General features: G+C 52.9%; 13 protein-coding genes. 7 read left to right on the plus strand and 6 right to left on the minus strand.

Annotated features, from left to right (window positions below; genetic code table 11):
- The first annotated feature begins 165 nt into the window (after positions 1-165).
- On the plus strand, positions 166-603 hold the full coding sequence (locus R3I13_RS01615; RefSeq protein WP_346316164.1) for a hypothetical protein: 438 nt from the start codon (positions 166-168) through the stop codon (positions 601-603).
- A complete protein-coding gene (locus R3I13_RS01620; RefSeq protein ID WP_346316165.1) occupies positions 600-1,091 on the plus strand; it encodes a nucleotidyltransferase in 492 nt (163 codons plus the stop codon). Before R3I13_RS01615 ends, R3I13_RS01620 begins: the two co-directional genes overlap by 4 nt.
- 82 nt (positions 1,092-1,173) lie before the next feature.
- On the opposite strand, the gene R3I13_RS01625 is transcribed toward R3I13_RS01620, so the two are convergent.
- From R3I13_RS01625 to R3I13_RS01645, 5 genes are read right to left on the minus strand one after another with little or no spacing between them, the layout of a single operon-like run.
- Complete coding sequence (locus R3I13_RS01625) at positions 1,174-2,187, minus strand: DUF5627 domain-containing protein (RefSeq protein WP_346316166.1); 1,014 nt, start codon at positions 2,185-2,187, stop codon at positions 1,174-1,176.
- A 25-nt stretch (positions 2,188-2,212) separates the two neighbouring features.
- The gene (locus tag R3I13_RS01630; protein WP_346316167.1) at positions 2,213-3,976 is read right to left on the minus strand and encodes a RagB/SusD family nutrient uptake outer membrane protein; all 1,764 of its coding nucleotides are present in this window, start codon (positions 3,974-3,976) and stop codon (positions 2,213-2,215) included.
- Between the two features lie 22 nt (positions 3,977-3,998).
- Positions 3,999-7,031 (minus strand): SusC/RagA family TonB-linked outer membrane protein, encoded by a 3,033-nt coding sequence (locus tag R3I13_RS01635; protein WP_346316168.1) that lies wholly within the window; start codon positions 7,029-7,031, stop codon positions 3,999-4,001.
- Positions 7,032-7,062: 31 nt separating this feature from the next.
- On the minus strand, positions 7,063-8,856 hold the full coding sequence (locus R3I13_RS01640; protein WP_346316169.1) for a RagB/SusD family nutrient uptake outer membrane protein: 1,794 nt from the start codon (positions 8,854-8,856) through the stop codon (positions 7,063-7,065).
- Between the two features lie 10 nt (positions 8,857-8,866).
- Positions 8,867-12,157, minus strand: coding sequence for a TonB-dependent receptor (locus R3I13_RS01645; protein WP_346316170.1), 3,291 nt, complete (start codon positions 12,155-12,157; stop codon positions 8,867-8,869).
- Between the two features lie 782 nt (positions 12,158-12,939).
- Here R3I13_RS01645 and R3I13_RS01650 point away from each other — a divergent pair.
- From R3I13_RS01650 to R3I13_RS01660, 3 genes are read left to right on the plus strand one after another with little or no spacing between them, the layout of a single operon-like run.
- Positions 12,940-15,405, plus strand: coding sequence for an ABC transporter permease (locus R3I13_RS01650; protein ID WP_346316171.1), 2,466 nt, complete (start codon positions 12,940-12,942; stop codon positions 15,403-15,405).
- Between the two features lie 37 nt (positions 15,406-15,442).
- Positions 15,443-15,805 carry a hypothetical protein gene (locus tag R3I13_RS01655; RefSeq protein WP_346316172.1) on the plus strand — a complete coding sequence of 121 codons (363 nt, stop codon included), beginning with the start codon at positions 15,443-15,445 and terminating at the stop codon, positions 15,803-15,805.
- Positions 15,806-15,808: 3 nt separating this feature from the next.
- The gene (locus R3I13_RS01660; RefSeq protein ID WP_346316173.1) at positions 15,809-17,029 is read left to right on the plus strand and encodes a right-handed parallel beta-helix repeat-containing protein; all 1,221 of its coding nucleotides are present in this window, start codon (positions 15,809-15,811) and stop codon (positions 17,027-17,029) included.
- A gap of 13 nt (positions 17,030-17,042) precedes the next feature.
- Here R3I13_RS01660 and R3I13_RS01665 read toward each other — a convergent pair whose 3' ends face one another.
- Positions 17,043-19,391 (minus strand): phosphoketolase family protein, encoded by a 2,349-nt coding sequence (locus R3I13_RS01665; protein ID WP_346316174.1) that lies wholly within the window; start codon positions 19,389-19,391, stop codon positions 17,043-17,045.
- Between the two features lie 101 nt (positions 19,392-19,492).
- Here R3I13_RS01665 and R3I13_RS01670 point away from each other — a divergent pair, with 101 nt between their 5' ends.
- Together R3I13_RS01670 and R3I13_RS01675 are read left to right on the plus strand one after the other, a co-directional pair.
- Positions 19,493-20,326, plus strand: a complete 834-nt coding sequence (locus tag R3I13_RS01670) for a universal stress protein (protein WP_346316175.1) — start codon at positions 19,493-19,495, stop codon at positions 20,324-20,326.
- Positions 20,327-20,442: 116 nt separating this feature from the next.
- A complete protein-coding gene (locus R3I13_RS01675) occupies positions 20,443-21,342 on the plus strand; it encodes a LysR family transcriptional regulator (protein ID WP_346316176.1) in 900 nt (299 codons plus the stop codon).
- Positions 21,343-21,397 lie beyond the last annotated feature (55 nt).

Here is a 21,397-nt window from a genome sequence, read left to right on the forward strand (position 1 = left end):
GTTTTGTAAGTGTCTTTGTGGTTAGACACTTTAAGGGGGGTGGGACCGCTATTGGGTAGGGAGTATTTAGATACAATTAAGAATATAATGAATCTGGTCGAAGACCGCCTTAACTTCCCGCACTTTATTTGACCAATATTTACCGATTATTTGTTAAATTCGTGTATGTCTACACCGGTTTCAAATAGTAAAAGAGTGATAGTGATATATTGGAAAAATCAAGATGAACATCCGTTTGAGGTCTTTTCAAACCTGAAAAACTTCTGCCTGAGTTATCCGGAATACAACTATAATACGCTCAATAATTATTTAAGCAAAGGAAAAGTTCCCTTTGAAAACAAGGAGGTGCGGGTGGAACGGAAAAATGTATTTAGTCAACCGAAACCAGCTATTTCAATGGCCCGTACTGGCCGTATGATTGTGCCGGTTGCCCGGAAAGTTGCCCTTAAAGATGCCCATGATACTTCCCGCGATTGGGAATACTGGCTGAATCAGTCTCCTTCCAAAAGGCTTGCGGCTGTAACCTTCATCATCACTCAATCCCTGGGGAAAAATACCCGTATGGATAAAACAGTGGTAAGCAGCAAAACATTGAAGTCATGATACTGGCGAAAGACTTTGAAGATTTCGTGAAACTGCTTAACGGGCACAAGGTAGATTACATGGTTGTAGGTGGTTATGCCCTTGCCTTTCATGGCAAACCCCGTCATACAGGCGATTTGGATATCTGGATCAACGTTTCTCCGAAAAACGCCGAACGAATGCTCAAGGTAATTGCCGATTTTGGCATGGGCTCTCTCGGCTTTGAAAAAGACGATTTTTTGAAGGAGGGGTTCATTAATCAAATTGGTCAGCCTCCGCTGCGGATTGACATTCTGAATAGCATCGATGGTGTTGAGTTTTCAGAAGCGAAGAAAAACCGGCAACAGATTACACTCGATGACGGTCTGGAATTATCATTTATAGGGCTACAGGATCTGCTTAAAAATAAACAGGCTGCAGGGCGGAATCAGGATCTTGCCGACATTAAAGAGATCAAAAAGATTCTGCCGAAAAAACAACCCGGTAAAGGTCGCTCCCCAAAACGATAAACGCTCTTCGCTCGATGCAAAAAAAAGAAACCGCCTCAACAGGCAGTTCCCTTTTTATATAAGCGTTATAAATCAAATACGATCAATACACCACCGGCTGGTATGTTTCCATCACCACTTCCCTATCCCGCACTACCAGCACATCATTAGCGTTGTAAGTTTGCCCGCCGCGGGTTACCACATAGTTCAGCACGATGCCGTTCCGCTTTTTATCGCCCCATTCGTACGCGTCTTTTTTGAATTCACCGGTGCCGGTGATGGTGTAAGGTGCGCCTGCAGGAGCGGATATTGTGCAGTTGTTGCCGTTGAAATCCAGCAGCATGTTCACTTCCCCGGTCATAACAGTGGAGCGGAGGAAAATGCTGGCAGTGACCTGGCGCCGGCCGGTGGTGTTGAACCTGGTGACAGGATTGCTGGTCAGGAATTTGTGCGCATAGGTGGTATCTTCCAGCACCGTATTGGCCGCATCCTTCACCTGGCTTTTCCCGTAATGGAAATAGGTGGCGTGGAATTCGTTGATGAACTTTATGCCAAACATCGTGAAGTTCTTCGGCGCAACGGTCCACTCGCCGGGCAGGCGCGGATCCGCATTCGGGTCAAGCGATTGGCCCGCCAGGATGGTGTCTACATCAGCGGAGCCTTTCAGCCTCACGGGGATCACGTAGTTCAGGCCGATAGCCTTCGGGTCTGCAAAGAACTCATCCGTGAGCTGCACGATCACGCCGCCGTTCATTTTGCCTTTCGGAATCACGATCTTGTTCGAAGCCAGCGAATAAAATTTGGCAGGCAACGCACGCACGGTATCGCCGCCGGATGTGAACAGCAGCTGGCTGGCCAGGCTGTTGTCCACCTCTATGTCGAAGCTCCTGTCTTTATCATTTTCGTAGAGCCCGCCCAGGTGAGCGGAGATGAGGAACCTGTGATTGTTGTCATTCGTATTATCGAAAATATAATCACCGAGCACAAGCGTTCTTACAGGGAACTGGTACGGGAAGAAGCCCGATGTATATTTAAAATCCGGGTGGGTGATCTCGAAGTTCTTGCAGGCGTGTAACCCCAGCGCAAGCATCGCGAATACCATCATTGTCTTTTTCATGCTTCTAGCTTTAAATTTTTAAATATTACTGCCAGCCCTTGTTCTGGATAAAATTGAATTTCAGGATCTCCCTGTTCGGGATGGGCCCGTAGTGCATATAGCTGTTGTTGTACCCGCGTTCTTCTACGGTAAAGTATTCGTAAGTGCCGTTGCTGATCTTTACGCCTTTTACCGGTTCCGTAAGACTCTCGGCCCAGCGGCGCAGGTCCCAGAAGCGGAAGCCTTCAAAACAAAGCTCCAGCCTTCTTTCATTGCGTATCAGCGCGCGCATGGCTTCTTTGCTGGTTACGGACTGAAGATAGGCGTCGGGCTGCGTGATGCCGGCGCGCTTGCGGATGGCGGCGATCACGCTGCGGGCGGAATAGGATTGCGCGCCCGTACCGTCGGGGCCCCAGGCTTCGTTGGCGGCTTCCGCATAGTTCAGGAACAGTTCCGTATACCGGATGTGCGTATTGAAATGCTTTTGATCGGATGTGGAAACGGGGTTGACGTTCACGTCTTCACGCAGCAGTTTTTTGAGGTAATAACCCGTGCGCGTAGAGTTCTGCAAAGCGTCCAGCCCATCGTCTCCCGCGCCGACGCCGGTGTTGATGGTGGTGTTGCGCAATTTGCTGCCATTATACACGATGTAGAGGCTCAGCCGGGGATCCCTGCCTTTGTACGGGTTGGCGGGGTCGAAGCCGGAGGCCCCGTCGGTGATGGGATAGCCGTTGGCCATGGGGAATGCATCCACCAGGTTCTGTGAAGGGTTGATCTCACCGCGTCCATACAGGGTGGGCGGGAAGTTGTCCTGCTCACGTACGCGGTTGGTGTACACAGGCCGGCGCCACAGCATTTCAGGGATATCTTTTTTATCGCCGGCGGTAAGGTCGGCATTGTCTACCTGCGCTTTGAGGTAAAAGATATTTCCTTTGGGATCCAGGCCGGATACGCCATTGATCTCCGCCAGCACATCGGCGGTGAGCTTAGCGGCATTTTCCCAGAGCTGCGCATTACCGGCGGTATTGAACGCGGGGCTGGCCGCCAGCAGGGCCGTGCGCGATTTTATCGCCAGGGCGATGCGCCCGCTGACACGCTGCTGGGTTACTTCACCGAACACGGTGTTGTATTTGTCTATGTCGGTGATGTCCTCAAAACCCGGCGGCAGGTCCAGCGGGCTGCCGATGTTGCCGTAGTTGGGCGACAGCAGGGCCAGCGCGCTGTCCAGGTCTTTGTAAGTGCTCCGGAGGCTTTCGGCAAAACTGCTGCGGGGCGCTTTAAAGTCTTCCGGCGATGTGATGAACTTATCATAGATCGGGAAACCGAGCAATTCACCGCCTGCGCTAAACCCCGCATGGTTGCGGAGGAGGTAATATTTGAACATCCCGCGCAGGGCGATTGCTTCTCCCTTCAAACGGCGGATGTACAGGGCGTTCAGCTTCGCGTCCGTATATTTCCAGGGCACAATATCCACTACATCCAAAAACTGGTTGATGTACATAATGGCCCGGTATGCATTGTCCCACAGGCTTTCCGGGTTGGTCACCGAGGTCCAGCCGCCGGTGGCCATGCGTACCTGCGGGTTGAATTTATCGTTCGTAGCAGCATCGTCCGTCGCTACTTCGCTGAATGTATAATCATTGGTGGGAATATACGTGTATGCCTTTATCAGCAATCCTTCCGCAAAGGCAGGATCAACATACACCCTGTCCAGCGTGCTGTGATTGTCATTATTCGGGTTGAACATCTTTTCACAGGAGCAGAGCAGGCATGTGAAAAGCATGAACAGTTGTATTTTGCGTGTTTTCATAACATTCTCTTTTTAACGGTCATTAAAAGCTGGCATTGAGGCCGATGGAAAAGACGCGGTAATTCGGTTCCCCTCCGATGCTCAGATCCCGTATCCTGCGGCTTTTGCTGAACTGGTATACGTTGCTGGCGTCAGCGAAAATATTGAGCGCCCTCATCAGCAGCAGTTTACTGACGGAAGCCGGCATGTCGTAGCTCAGCTGCACCCTGCGTATCTGGAAGAAATCGTTATCGTATTTCCAGTACGTGGACTGGCGATGGTTGTTGTTATTGGTCTGGGAACTGAGCCTGGGATACGTGGCGTTTGTTTTGTTGGCGGGCGTCCAGCTGTTAAGCACTACATCGGAATATTTCTTGTTCCCGTCTACCCAATAATAGTTGCCGCTCAGGAATTCATCTGCGCCGTAAGCGCCTTCGCCGAGCGCATACAGGGTGATGTTCCGGTAAGAGACCTTTATCTGCAAGCCTCCTGCAAACGGCTGCTGGTAGCGGCCCAGGTACTTCTCGTCGTTCTCGTCGATAATGTTGTCGCCGTTCTGGTCTTTGTATTTGATATCTCCCGGCCGCACTGCGCCAAACACCTGCTGCGGGCTGGCGGCTATTTCCGCTTCGTCCTGGAACAGGCCCAGGGCTTCGAGGCCGAAGCGCGCATCTGTGGGATGGCCTTTCCTGTACTGGTAGTCGTTGTCATATATTTCATCCATTTTCCTTACTTCGGAAGTATTGTACAGTACGTTCACGCCGGCAAAAATGGTCCAGTCGCCGAAGGATTTGGTGAAGTCGACGCCCAGTTCCACGCCTTTATACATGTTGGCGCCAAAGTTCTCGTAATGCACGAAGTCCGAATAAAAACCGGGATACCTTGCCGAAGGTTTGGACACCAGGTTGTCGTACACGTTGTAGAACAGGTTGGCATTCACGCCGAGCACTTTGTTGAAGAAGAGGCCTTCCAGGCCGAGGGTCACTTCTTTGCGGCGGGCATATCCCAGGTTGGGATTGCTGCCCCAGCTTGCGGCAATGCCGTTGCGGCTTCTGCCGCCCTCAAACCAGTTGTAGCTGCCGGAGCTTACATACCTGTTGTCGTACAGGAAGAAATTATCGATGAGGAAGTCGGAATTCAGTATCCCCGCGGATGCGCGCAGCTTCAGGTAATTGACGCTCCTGGTGGGCGGCATAAAGTCTTCTTCGGTGAGCACCCAGGCCAGGCCAAGCGAAGGCGAGAACTGCCCGCGGTTGCCTTCGGCCAGTTTCACGGAGCTGACGTACGCGCTGCTGAAATCGACCAGGTAACGTTTGTCGTAGGCATATCCAAGCCTCAAACCCGCATGCGCCAGTTTAATGCCCTGGAAGTCGCCTTCCACCTTGTAATTGCCCAGGAAACCGAGCAGGTTGCCGGTGAAATGATGGCGCTGGTTGAATTCCCTGTCGTAGCCCAGCATGCCGTATGCCCCGAACCTCCTGCGGAAGGACGAGCTGCTGACAGACTGGGTGCCCGGCCGGGAATCTTTGCCGTATTGTTTGAGGTCGATGATGCTGTCTGCCGTGCTGCTCCATACCGGTTCATACACGGAATATTCATTGGTCACTGTCTGGTTGTAGGTCACAAAATAGTCGAAGCTGACATTGGTGTGGAAAGACAGGCCCTTCGTAACTTTGTCCAGCTTTACATCCACGCGGTTGTTGAATGCGAAGTTGCGGGAAATGACTTCGTTGGTGCCGCCTGAATACCCATTGCCAAACGGCGTGGTGATGCGGTTGGAAACGCCGCCCAGCAGGTACTCGCCGTCCAGGTCGTTCTTACGGGCCAGCAGCAGCGGGTTGGAGGGGTCCATGAGGTTGATGGGCAGCAGCGGGGTGTATTCATGCGGGCGGATGGCGGCTGCATCAGACCAGTAGTTGCCGCGCGGCCCTTTGTTGCTGATAAACACGCCGGATACGTCCACCGCCGTCTTGATCCAGTCGTTCACTTTCAGGTCTACGTTGCCGCGCACGTTGAACCGGTTGTTCCTCCCGCTTGCGCCTTCGCCGAAGTTCATCAGGCTGCCGGTATTGTTCCAGCCAAGGTTGGCATAGTATTGCGCAACGTTGTTGCCGCCGGAGAACTCGCTGTTCAGGTCGTAGTAGTTTTTGAAAGAACGCAGGTAGGCGTCTGAATAATAATCCACATCCGGGAAACGGTATTTGTTGCCGCTCCTGAAGTTCTCGATGGTCTCGTCTGTGAACTGCGGGGCTAAACCATCGTTGACGCGGGCCTGGTTGAAATAGGTCATATAGTCTGCCGAGTTGAGATATCCCGGCAGCGCCCTGGGCGTGGAAATGCCGTAGTTGACGCTGAAGTCCGACCGTTTTTTGAATGCCTCGCCGCGTTTGGTGGTGATCAGCACCACGCCGTTCACCGCGTCCGTACCGTAGAGGATGGCGCTGTTCACGTCTTTGAGGATGGTGATGCTTTCCACTTCCGTCAGCCGCATATTGTCTATATCACGCGGCAGGCCGTCTACCACGAACACTGTTCTGCCGGTACCGCTGCCGGTGATATCTTCGATGGTGATGCCGCGGCCGAGGCCCCTGATGCGGTCGTTCCCTATCATGCCCAGTGAACGGCCCGCGATCACGTCTACCAGGCGGAGCGTGTGATCATATTTTTGTATCCCGGCAACGTCGAGTTTTGTTACGGAGCCTACAATGTCGCCCTGGTATGATTTCCTGAAAGCAAGGTTCACCTTGTCTTCCTCTGCGTACATCAGCGCCGCTTTTTTCAGCGTGATGCGCGGCTGGTCCAGCACATCAGCCGATGACAGGGATGCCTTCTCAAAACCTTTTGCCACCACCACCAGGTCGGCGCCGGCTTCAACGGCTATCGTGAATACCCCCTGCGCATTGGTTTTGGCGTAAGCGCTCCCGCTGTAAATGTCCGCATTCTTTACGGGCTTCCCTTCTTCGTCCACAACGGTAAAACGGCTCTTGGCCGCTTTCTCCTGCGCCGAGGCCCGGGGGCTGATGCAGAGCAGTAAAACGCCCAGGCAGGATAATATAATGGAATGTCTGAATTTCATTTGTCAAGTTTTTAGATCGGATGCACAAAGATTACCATCCCGGGTTCTGCGGGAAACCTTCATAGAGATTGATGAATTTGACCTGTATGGGCAGCCAGTTATGTTTCTTTGTAGCCACTCTCCTGATGATGAGCCTTTCCTGTAAGTTAACGGGCTTGCCATCGGGGCCGCGGTCGAAATCGATAGCGGTCTTATCCAGGTAACGGGGATCGCTGTTGCGGTTCCAGCGGCGGAGGTCCAGGAAGCGGGCTCCTTCGAATGCCAGCTCTACCGCGCGTTCCCTCACGATCTCCTCGAAAAACACCTGCGGGTTGGCGGTGAACTTTGCATCCAGGTTGGGCAGCTGCGCCCTGTTGCGGATCCTGTTGACCGCGCCCTCGGCAGTAAGGCTGTAGTTGCCGGAGGTGCTCTGCGGCGTGCCGCCGTTTTTGCTGTACAGCACTGCTTCCGCATACATCAGGTAGATGTCCGCCAGCCGCAGGTAAGGCACATAAGCCTGCAGGCCGTTGGCTTTGGATACGGTGAAAGAGGCGTCCATGGGCGAATACCTTTTTGCATAATAACCGGTTATGCTGGGCGGCTGTATCTGCGAGCGGTGGCGGCCACCGTTGTACAACTGCGCGGTAGCGTCTGAGCAGGAGCAGCTCATGATCTTGTCGCCATCCACTACAATGTCTTTATAGAACCGCGGCTCGCGGCCTTTCCAGGGATCGTTGGGATTGTAGCCCGAAGCGGGGTCGGTGATGGGAAGACCATTGGCCATGGCATAGTTCTTAATGAAATTATGCGTGGGCACATCCGCTGAAGAGCCGCTGTTGAGGCCGAAGGAAGAGGGTACGGTAGCCCCTACGGTAGACCATCTCACGCGCGTTCTGTCGTAAATGGTAGGCGCCATGATCACTTCCGTGCCGCCGGTCCGCTCATTGTTCCAGCGCCAGAAGTTATCGGTCCAGGTGCTCCATGATTGCAGCTTGTATTCCCCCGTCTGGTCGGCCAGCGTCAGCAGTTCGCCAAACGCTTCCGCCGCCTGCTGGCATAGATCGGGATCAAATGTATTGCTGCCGGAGGCTTCCTGGTTGATCATCGGGCTGCCTGCAAAAAGCAGGGCCTTGCCCAGGTAACCCAGGGCAAAATATTTATTCACCCGGGTACGGTTCTGGCCCAGCGTAGGCTGGCCGGTAGGCACATCGTCCCAGTTGGCCGGCAGCAGGTCTGCCGCTGCGCGGAAATCTTCCGCCATTTTTATCGCTGTTTCCTGGAAGTTGAGGCGTTTGAACTCTTCCGTAACAAGGCTTTCCTTTTGATCCAGCACGCGGGTGATATAAGGCATGCCGCCCCAGTACTGCGCGATCTGGAAGTAGAACCAGCCCCTGAAGAAAAGGGCCTGGCCTTTGATGATCTTCTTCTCTTCTTCCGTGCCCTGGAACAAACCATCCTGGTCTATTTTCTGAATGGCCTGGTTGGCTTTGGCAATGGCATACCAGGCGTATTCCCATATCCTTTTGGAGCGGGAATTATTGTCCGTGGTATTTACGCCCTGGCCATAAAAAAGGCCTTCCGCGCCCCAGTAGTTGCCGTTGTCGAAATTATAGGGAGAGTTGTTCAGCGTTTCGTCCGCAAAGAGATATTGATTCCAGGCGCCGCCTTTGTTCGGGTCCATAATGCAATTGTACATTTCCTCCACGAAGCCCTGGAAGCTGATGAAGTTCCCAAACACTTCCCTTTCGCTGATATCCGCCTCCGGTGCCTTATCCAGGTACTTTTCGCAGGAGCCGGCAAACAGCATGACGGTGAAAAAAACGATGTAAAATTTTATTCGTTTCATGATCTTTTTTTTAGAAGGAGAGTTCAATACCCAGGTTGATCCTTTTCACGGTTGGATAGGCGCCTTCGGTAGCGCTGCCGCCGGAGTAGCTGCCCTGCCGGTCGTCAGGTAACTTGGACCAGAAGAACAGGTTGTTCGCGTTAAGGTAAAGCCGCAGGGAATTGACGCCCGCGCGCTTGATCCAGGAATACCGGTTGTTGAAATCATATGCCAGCTCCACCGTTCTCAGGCGGATATAAGAGGCGTCGTAGAGGTAATAGTCGCCGATGTTCTCGCCCTGTGTCCTCCACCGGGGCAGGAATACGCCCGAGTTGGGATTGTCTTTGGACCAGTAATTGCCGTCGCCGTACAGGATGTTGGTGTAGTTCTGGAAATTCGGGAAGTTGATCACCCTGCTGGCATTGTTCACGCCGTAAAGCGATACCATAAAACTGAGGTCGTTCCAGTTGACGCCAACGGTGAGCGTGGCGGTGTTCTGCGGTATTTCGGAATATCCTACCGGCACCACGTCGTCGCTGCTTTTAATGATGCCGTCCGCGTTCATGTCCACCAGGTCGTAATAACCGGGCAGCTTGTCCATGTCGTTGTTCTCCGTGGGCACGCTGGCATACACATCATCCCAGTTCTGGTAAATGCCGGACCCTACGAGGCTGCGCTGTTGGCCGATGGGATAGCCGGCGGCTTTCAGGTAGTCGTATTGCAGCGGGGGATCGTCTTTGAAGATAACCGTGTTCTTGTTGTGCGTCACGGCTACGTTCGACCATAAGGTCACGTTCTTGTTCAGTTCTTTATTCACGCGCACTTCCACTTCAAAACCGTTCGACTTCACCCGGCCGAGATTGGCGCTGGGCGGCGTCATGCCGAAGAAGGGAGGCACTGCGCGGGAGGTACCGCCAAGGAGGATGTCCGTCCTGTCCTGCGTGTAATAATCAAGGTTGATGGAGATCAGCTGTCGGAACATATCCAGTTCGAGGCCGTAATTGGTTTTCTGCGCGGTTTCCCAATGAATGTCAGGATTGCCGACTACCGCCTGCCTGTAAAAATTATAAGGGCTCTGACCGGCGGTGTTCTCCGTGAGACGCGCCCTTCCGCCGGTTGCGAATGCGGTATTATATAACCACCTGCCGCCGCTCACGTCGTCGTTGCCGATGGTACCCGTGTTAGCGCGCAGTTTTAATTTATCGATCCATTTTACCTTGAAGAATTTTTCATTGGAGATATACCAGCCTACCGCCACGGAAGGGAAGAAATGAAAGCGGTAACCGGGACCGAATTGCTCGGAGCCGTTGTAAGCGCCGTTGCCTTCCAGGAAATACCGGAGCTTGTAATTATACGTGGCGCGGAAAGCCCAGTCTTCGCGGTAATTCTTGAACATGCTGCCCCGTGCATATTCCTCGCGCTTGAAAAGGGCCATCGCCATTACGTCATGCGCATTCCCGAATTTGCGGGTGTAGTTCAGCTGCGCCTGGTAGGTGAGCCGGCGTTCAACGGGGATGTAACCTGCCCAGTTGGCGGAGATGATATCTTCCTGCCGGATGGTCCAGGGGCGCAGTACCCAGTCGTATTCCTCGTCGTTAACGGGGAGTAATACGGTATATTCCGAAGGGTCCTGGTCCGGGCCTTCGTAAAGCAGGGGGTATATCTGCTGGTAAGCCACGTTGGTGCCGGCTTCTGCCGGGCGGATGGCGTTGTTGATATCGTAAATGCCGCCTTCGGAACGCACGCTGTTGTCTGACGAGAGCAGCGCCCTGGCGGTAAGGCCTTTGGTGATGAAGTCCAGGTTCTGGTCGATGGTGAAGTCTGACAGGAGCTGCGTGGTGCGGGTTTCGCGGATGCCGATGTTGTGCACCACGGCAACGGGATTCACCGTATTGTTGCCGCCTTCCTGGTTGGCGCCCCAGCGGCCGTTGGCATACATGGGCAGGAAGAGGTCCGGTGCAAGGCCGTAAGTGGCGCGCCACATCCAGGCGTCTGCGCGGCCGGTGCTGCCTTCGTTGTTGAAGTTGGTGTTCTTCTGGCTGAAGAATCCGGAGAGGCCCAGGCGGAACACCGTTGTTTTAGTAAGGTTAATGTCTATGTTGCTGCGGAAGTTAAAACGGTCGAAGTTATAGTTAGGTTTATAGCCCTTGCCGTTGTCGTATTGCTTGAACATGTCTCCCTCGTGCAGGTAGGTAAGGGAGCCGAAGTATTGGATGGTCTTGCTGCCGCCGCTGGCGCTGAGAGTGGCTTTGTGAGAGAAGCCCACATCATCGTAGAGCGCGTCTTCCCAGTCTACGTTGGCGTAGATCTGTTCATATTCCGGCGTCTGCGGTCTTTTGTAGCGTTTTACGATGTCGAACGGCATGTAATCATTCCAGGATGATTCATTCAGCACGCCTTCCCGCTCGATGATCTCGTTCCGGGCCATGAGCGCCGCGTAGGAATCGAGGGTGGCCGGCTGTTTGGACAGCATCTTGGCAGTGCCGACGTAATTGAAGTTGAGCGTGGTCTTGCCGGCTTTGCCGCGTTTGGTGGTAATGAGGATCACGCCGTTGGCGCCTTCCACGCCAAACACGGCCGTGGCGGAAGCGTCTTTCAGTACGGAGATGCTGGCCACGTCGTTCACGTCGATATCATTCATGTTGCGTTTGATACCGTCTACCAGCACCAGCGGCTGCGCGCCGTTCCAGGTAGTTTGACCGCGGATGAAGAGATTGGTGGCGCTTTCGCCGGTGAGGATGCCTCCCGGTTCGCCGGATGTGGTGAGGCCTACCAGGCCAGGCACCTGCCCTATCAATGCTTCGCGGAGGTCGGGCACGTTGCCGGTGCGTTTCAGCTCTTTATTGGAAACCTGTGAAATGGCGCCTACCACGCTTTCCTTTTTCTGGGAGCCGTAGCCTACTGCCACTACTTCGCTGAGTTGTGTGCTGCTCTGAACGAGCACCACCTTCAGCGCAATTTGTTTACCAACGGCGATCTCTTTTGAAATAAAACCGATGAATGAAAAGACCAGTATGGCATTATCGTTTGGCACGGCGATGCTGAACCTGCCGTCCGGGCCGGATTGCACGCCTTTACTGGTGCCTTTGATCTGTATGCTCACCCCGGGGATGGGCGACCCGGTATCGTCTGTGACGACGCCGGTTATTTTCCGTTCCGCCTGGAATGGCGCTAAAGGAAGCATCGCGGCGCTGGGGGCCGGAAGGGTCGTCCACCCATCAGGGCTGAACGTTGCGCCAACGTCCGCCGGTATGACGGCGGCAGATGACTGCATGGCTAGGAATAGCAGGGCTGTGCCTGCAAGGCGAGTAGAATATAACATGGAATGGGAATTTTCTCAACTTATCTGGTGGTTGGTACCATGTGAAGCAGCCGGTATGGGGGCCGTATTGCTGCCGGTATGCTGCCGGTCTCAGGGAATCTTCTTTTGGTATCAGTGCTGGCGCTGCGGTGCAGCAGGATCGTGGAATTTTTCATAACTAAAGGTTAAACAGTATTACATAATACTCAACCAGGCGACGGGGCTACCGGAACCTGTGTTTGCAAACGTTTGCATTCAACATGCCGTCAACAGCGGCATATACATGATTGGACAACTGGGGAATTCTTTTTGCCAGGATACTACATCATACACAGAGAGTTATCGAACGTGGACCATGGTTTACTCTTTCAATTTACACGGCATTCCCTGGTGGTGGGGGAATCCAGTCAGATCTTGGTTTATCTAATCCCTTTTAAATAATGCAAACGATTGAAATTCGTTATAAATTTCCAAAATAATCTAGTTTATTGTGATAGTATTTTATTATATCATGGTATTATATTGATATTTTTTCTGCCTGGCATTATGAGCACATGGATGCCGGATGTTTCCCTTTACCGCTATTTTAGTTGGTACTTTAACGTTATTACCGCGGGATTTGCAAAGCGCAGGCAGGCTGCTGCCGGCGGCCTGTTTCAAACTGAACAATCGCCTGTCCGCTAACGAACACATTATGAATTTGCAGATCATATAAGAAAGGCATTATGATAATAATCGAAATATGGCAATAAAATTGCGCCGGCAGGACTGTTAATTCCGCAATTCTAATCAAGTTATCCTGTATGATCCGTAACTACCTGAAGATCGCATTCCGGAATGTTTGGAAGAACAAAACATATGCGCTGATCAATGTAGCCGGGCTTGCCATCGGTATGGCGGCCTGCTTTTTTATTTTCCAGTATACCTGGTTTGAAAAAAGCTACGACCAGTTCCACCAACGGCACGACCGCCTTTACCGCGTACCGATATCCTACACGGGAAGCTTTGGCGGCGGCAAAACGGTGGCTTCCAACCACCCTGCCGTAGGCCCGGCCATGAAGGCCGATTTCCCGGAAGTGGAAAACGCAGCGCGGTTAGTGCCTTCCCGCGTTTTTGTGAAAACCAGCACTTTGTCGTACGACAACGGGAAGGGCAACGTAAAGCGGTTCATAGAACCCAAAAGTTATTTCGCTGATCCTGCTTTCCTGGAAATGTTCTCTTTTCCCTTTAAAGCGGGCAACGCGGCTACTGCCCTGCAGGACCCCAACAGTATTGTGATCACGGCTTCCATCGCCCGGAAATATTTCGGCGATGAAGACGCCCTTTTCAAAATGTTGCAGGTAAATGGTTACCCGCTCAAAGTCACCGCGGTGCTGGAAGATCTGCCGGAAAATTCCCACCTGCAATTCAACATACTGATCCCGCTGAGCATCATCGAAAAAGATTTTGGTTTGAAGGAATGGGGCTGGCCGGAATTCTATAACTACGTGCTGCTTAAACCCGGCGCTGATCCGGCGAAAGTGTCCGCCCGTTTTCCCGCCTTCGTTCAGAAATACCTCAGCGCAAAAATGAAGGAGCTGAACTTCGTTTCACACTTCCACCTGCAGCCGGTAACGGATATTCATTTACGTTCCGATTTTTCCAATGAGCCGGAGGTGAACGGCAACGAAAAAACAGTCAATTTTATGGCCATCCTGGGCGCATTCCTGCTCATCATCGCCTGGATCAATTACATCAACCTGAGCACCGCCAAATCGATGGAACGGGCCAGGGAAGTAGGTCTCAGAAAGGTGATCGGCGCCACGCGCACGCAGCTCACCATGCAGTTTATCCTGGAAGCCTTTATCATCAACCTGTTTGCCCTCGTGCTCGCCGTTGCCATGATCCTCGCCGCCATACCCGTATTCGACTCATTTACCGGCAAACAGATCAGCGATACGTTCGCGAATGCCGGCATGTGGGGCCACTGGTCGCTATGGGCGGGATCCCTGGCGGTATTCGGGCTGGGTGCTTTACAGGTAGGCGCATTCCCGGCACTGGTCCTTTCTGCCTACAAACCCGTTACCGTGCTGAAAGGGAAGATACAGGCCGCCAAAGGCAGCATCCCGCTCCGTAAGGTGCTGGTGGCCTTCCAGTTCACGATGTCTATCATCCTCATTGCCGGTACGGTAACTGTATACAAGCAATTATCGTATATGCGGAACCGTGACCTGGGCTACAACCAGGAACAACTACTGGTCGTAAAAGCCCCCGCCATTACAGATTCCACCTTCCAGGCCAAAACGGCGCTGTTGAAAACGCAGCTGGTGCAAAACCCTTCCATCAAGGCCATGGCTCCGTCTTCCGAAGTGCCGGGCAAACGTATTTTTGCCGGTAATGCCATCCGCAAGGCCGGCACCGACCCGACGCAGAGCTTTATCACCAATCTTCAGGAAATAGACCATGACTTTCTTCCCGCATATGAAATCCCCCTGGCGGCCGGCCACAACCTGCCGGAAGAAAGGGCGGCGAACATATTCGAATCCAGGCAGGGCAAGGTGCTGGTGAATGAAACGCTGGCAAGGGCGCTCGGCTACCGGGACAATGCAAGCGCGCTGGGCAACAGGATCGTATTTGTTTCCTGGTTCGGGGATATTACCGGGGAAATCGTAGGGGTAGTGAAAGATTACCACCAACGTTCCCTGAAAGATAAATACAGCCCTATCCTCTATTATCACAACAGCAAGAGCCCCTGGGACTATTATTCCATCCGGCTGAAAACGGCGGACGCAGCGAAAGTAGTGCCTTTTATTGAAGACCGTTTTAAAACGCTGTTTCCCGGCAATGCGTTTGAAAGCTTTTTCCTGGACGATTATTTTAACCAGCAATACCAGTCGGACCAACGTTTCGGCAGGATATTCAGTTTCTTTACCGGCCTGGCTATTTTTATCGCCTGCCTCGGCCTGATCGGGTTGAGCACTTACAACATCAAGCTGCGTACAAAAGAGATCGGCATCCGCAAAGTACTCGGCGCCACCACGCAGGGCATCGTGTATCTTTTCTCGAAAGATTTCATCAAGCTCACCCTGATCGCGGCCCTGGTGGCCTGCCCGGTGGTCTATTTCTTCGCGGGGCAATGGCTGGGGAATTTCGCGTTCCACATCCCGCTCAGCTGGTACATTTTCGTGGTACCGCCGCTGGCGCTGATGTGCGTGGCCGTGCTGGCCACCGGCCTGCAAAGCCTGAAAGCCTCGCTGATGAACCCGGTTAAAAGTCTGCGTAACGAATGACGATTTACATTATCTTCGGCCCGGGAGAAACCTGAATATGAATTACGAAGAATTTGTAAAGAACCACGCCGGGGAAATGCTGGAGAAATTGCTGGCGGAAACGCTCAGCAAAGATGCTTTTGATATCCGGCACGACTACAACGATACCGAGCAATGGTCGGTGATCAGCATCCACACCCTTGAAGACGACAACGAGATCTCGCTGAGGGTTTACGGCAGCGATAAATATTTCCTCTACTTCGGGTATTACGACGAAGAAGATGATTTCCATGAGCTGCTGCAGCCATTGACAGCGGAAGAGAAAAACGCTGTCCCCAAAGGTTTGCAGAAAGCCATGGAAAAGGTGCTCGCCGATGAACGCGGATTGCGCCTGCCGGGCAATTTCCTTTCAAGATCATAACTTATGCGCCTGCCCGCCGTCCTGTTCCTTGTTTGCCTGTATGGCCCTTTATCGGCAGCAGTGCTGCATACGGGCCAGGGGCAGCGTTATGCCGATCTTACCGCCGCCGCGAAAGCCGCCGTTCCGGGAGACACCATCCTGCTGCACAACGGCGTGTATCCCGGCGATCAATCGCTACAGGGCCTGCAGGGCGCGCCGGGCAAATGGATCTTTATCATCGCGGAAAAAAGCGGCGCCGTGCTGTTTGAAGGAGGCGCCACCGCCTGGAAAGGCAGCGATATTGCATACCTGCATATCGAAGGAGTGGTGTTTTCACGGCAAACAGGCAATGGCCTCAATGTGGACGATGGCGCTTCCTACGCGTCTCCCGCGCATCATATCGTATTCCGGCACTGCGTTTTCCGCGATATGGCCGCCACCGGCAACAACGACCTGCTGAAACTGTCCGGCGCGGATAACCTCACCATCGAGCAATGCACTTTCCTGAACGGATCGCCCGGCGGCAGCGGCATCGACATGGTGGGCTGCCACAACAGCATCATCCGCCAGTGCCGTTTCGAGAACATGGGCGCCAACGCCCTGCAAATGAAAGGCGGCAGCAGCCACATCCGCGTGGAAGCCTGCGTATTTAAAAACGCCGGCAGCAGGGCCATCAATCTTGGCGGCAGCACGGGACAGGCGTTTTTCAGGCCGGCCAATGCCACCTGGGAAGCGGCAGACCTGGAAGTGTACAGCAATGTGTTCATCGGCTCGGAAGTGCCCGTTGCCTTCGTAGGTTGCATACGCTCGGAAGTGGCCAACAATACCATCTACAAACCCCAACGGTGGGCCATCCGCATCCTGCAGGAAAATAAAGACACTGCCCGTTTTGTAAAATGCGGCAACAATACCTTCCGCAACAATATCATCTGCGTGGATGACCAGATGCGCACCGCCTGCAGCACCGGGGCGGGCACAGCGCCTGAAAGTTTTATTTTCTCCAACAACCTGTGGTTCCATACCGGCAATAACGCCTGGCCCGGTCCGCAACTGCCGGCGCCTGAAAAGAACAGGGTGGCCGGCCAAGACCCCTTGTTCAAAAATGCGGATCAGGAAGATTTTAATATCAAAGCCGGCAGCCCCGCCGCTTTTGCAGGATTTCCCTTGCAACACCCGGAAAAAGACCATGCCGGCAAGCCGTTCCAGCCGAAAAGGGCTATCGGGGCTTTCGAAGCAGCATTATAAGCGTGATATCCATTTAAAGCACTTCCCATTGCCAGTCTTTGATCTCCGGCATGTCATCAAGATGCTCCCTGATATACCGGTGGTGCTCGTTCAATTTTTGCTCAAAAAGGCTGATAACGGCCTGCTCTCCTGCATACCTGCTCCTGCGGATGGCTTCCATGGCCAGTTGATAACGGCTGATATTATTCAACACTGCCATGTCAAAAGGCGTTGTTGTTGTACCTTCTTCCATAAAGCCTCTCACATGGAACCGTTCAGGCTCGGGGCGTCCATGCACCAGGTCGTGTATAATGCGTACGTAGCCGTGAAAAGCAAAGATCACATGGGTGGAGGCTGTAAAAAGCTCATCGAATTTTTTTTCGTCCATCCCGTGGGGATGTTGCGCCGGGGGCGGTAAAGCCATCAGGTCCACTACGTTGATCACCCGTACTTTCAATGCTGGCAGGTGCTTCCGCAGCAGCCAGGCAGCTGCTACAGTTTCCAGCGTGGGCACATCGCCGCAGCAGGCCAGCACAATGTCCGGCGCGTCATCTTCATTCCCCGCCCATTGCCACAGGGAAGCTCCCGCGGCGCAATGCGCTTTTGCCTCTTCCATATCCAGCCATTGCAGCTGGGGTTGTTTACCGGCCACAACCAGGTTGATATTATCCCTGCCAGCCAGGCAATGGTCCATGATACAAAGCAGGCAATTGGCATCCGGGGGAAAATAGATACGGATCACTTCGCTTTTTTTGTTGACGACCGTATCAATAAATCCCGGTCCCTGGTGACTGTACCCATTGTGGTCCTGCCGCCAGGTATGCGAGGTAAGCAGGTAATTAAAAGAAGCAAGCGGCCTGCGCCACTGCGTTTCCCTGCTGTTCTTCAGCCATTTTGCATATTGGTTGAACATAGAGTCGATAATGACGACAAAGGCCTCGTAGCAGGTAAACAGTCCATGCCTGCCGGTTAACAGGTATCCTTCCATCCAGCCCTGGCAGAGATGTTCGCTCAATACTTCCATGACCCTGCCTTCGTGGGACAAATGTTCGTCTTCCGCCTGTATATCCCCGGCATAAAAACGGCCGGTGGCTTCGAAGACGGGTTGCAGCTTATTGGATTCGGCTTCGTCGGGACAGAACATCCTGAAATTATTATCCTTGTTCAGCCTGAAAACATCTCTTATATATTTTCCAAGTTCCCTGGTATTTCCCGCGGTAACAACGCCGGGTGAAGATACTTTCACCGCATACTTTTCCGGCTCCGGAAGCGGAAGCGCTTTTAATAAAACGCCGCCATTGGCATTGGGGTTTGCTCCCATCCGCTGGTGCGGTGCGGGGATAAGCGCGGACAGCTCGGGCAGCAGTGTCCCGTTATCATCGAATAACATTTCAAGCTGGTAGCCGAGCAGCCAGCGTTCCAGCAGCCGCAGCTGTTCCTTGTCTTCCTTCACACGGGTCAACGGCACCTGGTGTGCATGAAAGGTCCCTTCTATCTTTTCGCCTTTCCACTCTTCCGGGCCCGTCCAGCCTTTGAGCGTTCTGAGCACGATCAGCGGCCAGCGCAGGTGAAGATACTCCTGCCCGTGCCGCGCGGCATGCTGTATCGCCATTATGGCGGCATAAGCTTTATCCAGCGCTTCCGCCATCTGTGAATGAACGTCCGCAGGGTTTTCGCCTTCAACAAAATAAACGGTATAACCATAACCTTCCAGGAATGCGGTGAGATCTTCTTTCTTCAGCCTGGCCATAACCGTAGCGCTCGAAATTTTATACCCGTTGAGATGAAGAACAGGCAATATCGCTCCATCTCTTGCCGGGTTCAAAAAACGGATGGATTTCCAGCTGCCTTCCAGCGGGGCCGTTTCCGCTTCACCATCTCCTATCACGCAAACGGCCAGCAGGCCGGGATTGTCAAACACCGCACCGGCAGCATGCATCAGGCAATAGCCCAGCTCCCCGCCTTCATGAATAGCGCCAGGCACAGCAGCATTTACATGCGTGGGGATGCCCCCGGGGGCGGCAAACCGGCGGCACAACAGGGCCATGCCTTTTTCATCCGCTGTAATGTCGGGGTATACCTTGCCGTAGGTCCCTTCCAGGTAAAGGTTCGCCAAAACAGCCGGCGCCCCGTGCCCCGGCCCTGCAATAAACAGGACGTTTGCCCCGGATTTTTTTATCAGCCGGTTCAGGTGTACATACACGAGGTTCAAACCCGGACAGGTGCCCCAATGCCCCATCAGGCGCGGCTTGATGTGCTCAGGCCGCAAAGGCTCCTTCAGCAGGGGATTGGCGCCGAGATAGATCTGGGCGGCGGAAAGATAATTGGCAGCCTGCCAGTAACGGTGGATCAACGCCAGCTCTTCATTTGTATAATCAGCCATACACTGGATGATGGTGTGTTATTTTCCCGCAAAATCCAGACCCGCCATAAGATGACGGCATGATTATTTCACCCTCTTTTTTAATACAACCGATCAAGATCATGAAATCACTGCTGATACTGACGGACTTCTCAGAAGCCGCCTTCCGTGCCGCGGAATATGCCTGCGGGATAGCGCCGTTGCTGCAAATAGAGCGGATCATTCTTTACCACGCTTATCAATCTTATGTAGGCGGAACAGAAATACCCGTTATGGAGGACAGCCATCAGCTGTACCTTGAAAACATGGAATCACTGGGCCTGCTGCACGACCGGGTAAAGACCCTGGCCGGTTCTGCCATAGAGGTAGACATGGTAGCTAAAGAAGCTTTTTTATCAGATGCCCTCAATGAATACTCCAGGCAGGAAAAGGTCGCTGCCATCGTAATGGGCGTTTCCGGCAAATCGGGTTTCGAAGAACTGCTGCTGGGCAGCACTACTTCGCAGATACTGGAAACAAGCGAGGCGCCGGTGCTGGTAGTGCCGCAGGACGCGCTGGTAGGCAGACCTGTAGAAACCATCATTTTTGCGACAGACCTTAAAGATGTCGACCGGCTTTCAGGCGATAAGCTGGATGAGTTTTTATCTGCTTTTAAAGCTAAACTGTATATCGTAAATGTGTTCCCCGAAACAGAGGAAAAATATTCGCCGGAAACTTTCGAGGCCATTACAGGCCTCCACCGGCTGCTGGAAAAATATGATCCCACCTTTGGATACATCAGCCGGGACGATATCGTAGAAGGTATATTGACCTATGCAGCGGAACGGCAGGCTTCTATGATCATGGCCGTTCCTAAAAAACATGGCGCCTTTTCTTCCCTGTTCCATAAAAGCATCTCCAAAAACCTGGCGTATAATTCCAATGTGCCGCTGTTGTTCTTCCCGGGCTTTCACTGATCAGCCGTCCGGCTTCCGGGAAATATTCTACAGATTGTAGACAATATGTCCCGGAAAGAATATATCATCATCCAAATAACATAATTCATACTTTTGTATCACAAAAGTAATAGAATATGACCATCGACCTGGAATGGCTGCGGACCTTCAAAGCTATTTACGAATGCGGCACTCTCACCAGCGCAGCGGAGAATTTGTTTATTTCCCAGCCCGGCGTAAGCCTGCACCTGAATTCGCTGGAAGGATTTACGGGATATAAATTGTTTGACAGGTCTGCCAAACGAATGGTACCTACAGAACGCGGGAAAGCGTTGTATAATTTCATACTGGAGCCATTGGACAAGCTGCAGACGGTAGAGCAGTTGTTCGGGAAAAGCTCGCAGGCCGAACAGCCTACCATCAGCCTCGGGATGTGTTTCGAGACCTTTCAATATACATTGGAGGAACATATTTCCAAACTCCCTTTTAACCTTATCATCAAATTCGGGGAATACCCGCAAATGCTGCACGACCTGGACAAAGGCGTGCTGGACCTGATCGTAACGCCGCACAGGGGAGAACAAAAGAACCTGGAATACCAGGCCTTCTCCAAAGAAAGGATTGTGATGGTCTGCGGCTCGAAGCTGGACAGCCGGCCATTTCAAAAAGCCATCAAAGAGAATAAGCTGAAAGAAGCCGCCGGTTGGCTGAAAAAGCAGACCTGGTACAGCACCGCGGCAGACATGGAGCATTTGAAGCGATTCTGGCAGACGAACTTCAAATACCACATAGATTTCAAGCCCAACTATATTGTGCCCAACATCAGCTCCATTGTGCGCTGCCTGCGGAACGAAAAGGGCGTCACTGTTATCCCGGACTTCCTGTGCCGGGAGGAAATGCGTTCGGGAGAGCTGAAGCTGTTGTGGGAAGGAAGCAATGTCATTGAAAACACGCTCTACTTCGGCACGAGAAAAAAAACGATCTACACGAATGAAGTGAACCAGATCAAAAAAATATTTACGCAGCGGATGGCCTGACCAAACAGTACACCGTAAAAAGCAGAAGGCTTCATGACCACATGAAGCCTTCTGT

The sequence above is a fragment of the Chitinophaga sp. YIM B06452 genome, from assembly GCF_039655965.1.
GTDB lineage: Bacteria > Bacteroidota > Bacteroidia > Chitinophagales > Chitinophagaceae > Chitinophaga.

Excerpts from the sequence above, each read along its gene's own strand:
- R3I13_RS01615 (WP_346316164.1), top strand. The coding sequence starts at position 166 with ATGTCTACACCGGTTTCAAATAGTAAAAGAGTGATAGTGATATATTGG.
- R3I13_RS01630 (WP_346316167.1), bottom strand. The coding sequence starts at position 3,976 with ATGAAAACACGCAAAATACAACTGTTCATGCTTTTCACATGCCTGCTC.
- R3I13_RS01620 (WP_346316165.1), top strand. The coding sequence starts at position 600 with ATGATACTGGCGAAAGACTTTGAAGATTTCGTGAAACTGCTTAACGGG.
- R3I13_RS01650 (WP_346316171.1), top strand. The coding sequence starts at position 12,940 with ATGATCCGTAACTACCTGAAGATCGCATTCCGGAATGTTTGGAAGAAC.
- R3I13_RS01645 (WP_346316170.1), bottom strand. The coding sequence starts at position 12,157 with ATGTTATATTCTACTCGCCTTGCAGGCACAGCCCTGCTATTCCTAGCC.
- R3I13_RS01665 (WP_346316174.1), bottom strand. The coding sequence starts at position 19,391 with ATGGCTGATTATACAAATGAAGAGCTGGCGTTGATCCACCGTTACTGG.
- R3I13_RS01660 (WP_346316173.1), top strand. The coding sequence starts at position 15,809 with ATGCGCCTGCCCGCCGTCCTGTTCCTTGTTTGCCTGTATGGCCCTTTA.
- R3I13_RS01655 (WP_346316172.1), top strand. The coding sequence starts at position 15,443 with ATGAATTACGAAGAATTTGTAAAGAACCACGCCGGGGAAATGCTGGAG.
- R3I13_RS01670 (WP_346316175.1), top strand. The coding sequence starts at position 19,493 with ATGAAATCACTGCTGATACTGACGGACTTCTCAGAAGCCGCCTTCCGT.
- R3I13_RS01635 (WP_346316168.1), bottom strand. The coding sequence starts at position 7,031 with ATGAAATTCAGACATTCCATTATATTATCCTGCCTGGGCGTTTTACTG.
- R3I13_RS01675 (WP_346316176.1), top strand. The coding sequence starts at position 20,443 with ATGACCATCGACCTGGAATGGCTGCGGACCTTCAAAGCTATTTACGAA.
- R3I13_RS01640 (WP_346316169.1), bottom strand. The coding sequence starts at position 8,856 with ATGAAACGAATAAAATTTTACATCGTTTTTTTCACCGTCATGCTGTTT.
- R3I13_RS01625 (WP_346316166.1), bottom strand. The coding sequence starts at position 2,187 with ATGAAAAAGACAATGATGGTATTCGCGATGCTTGCGCTGGGGTTACAC.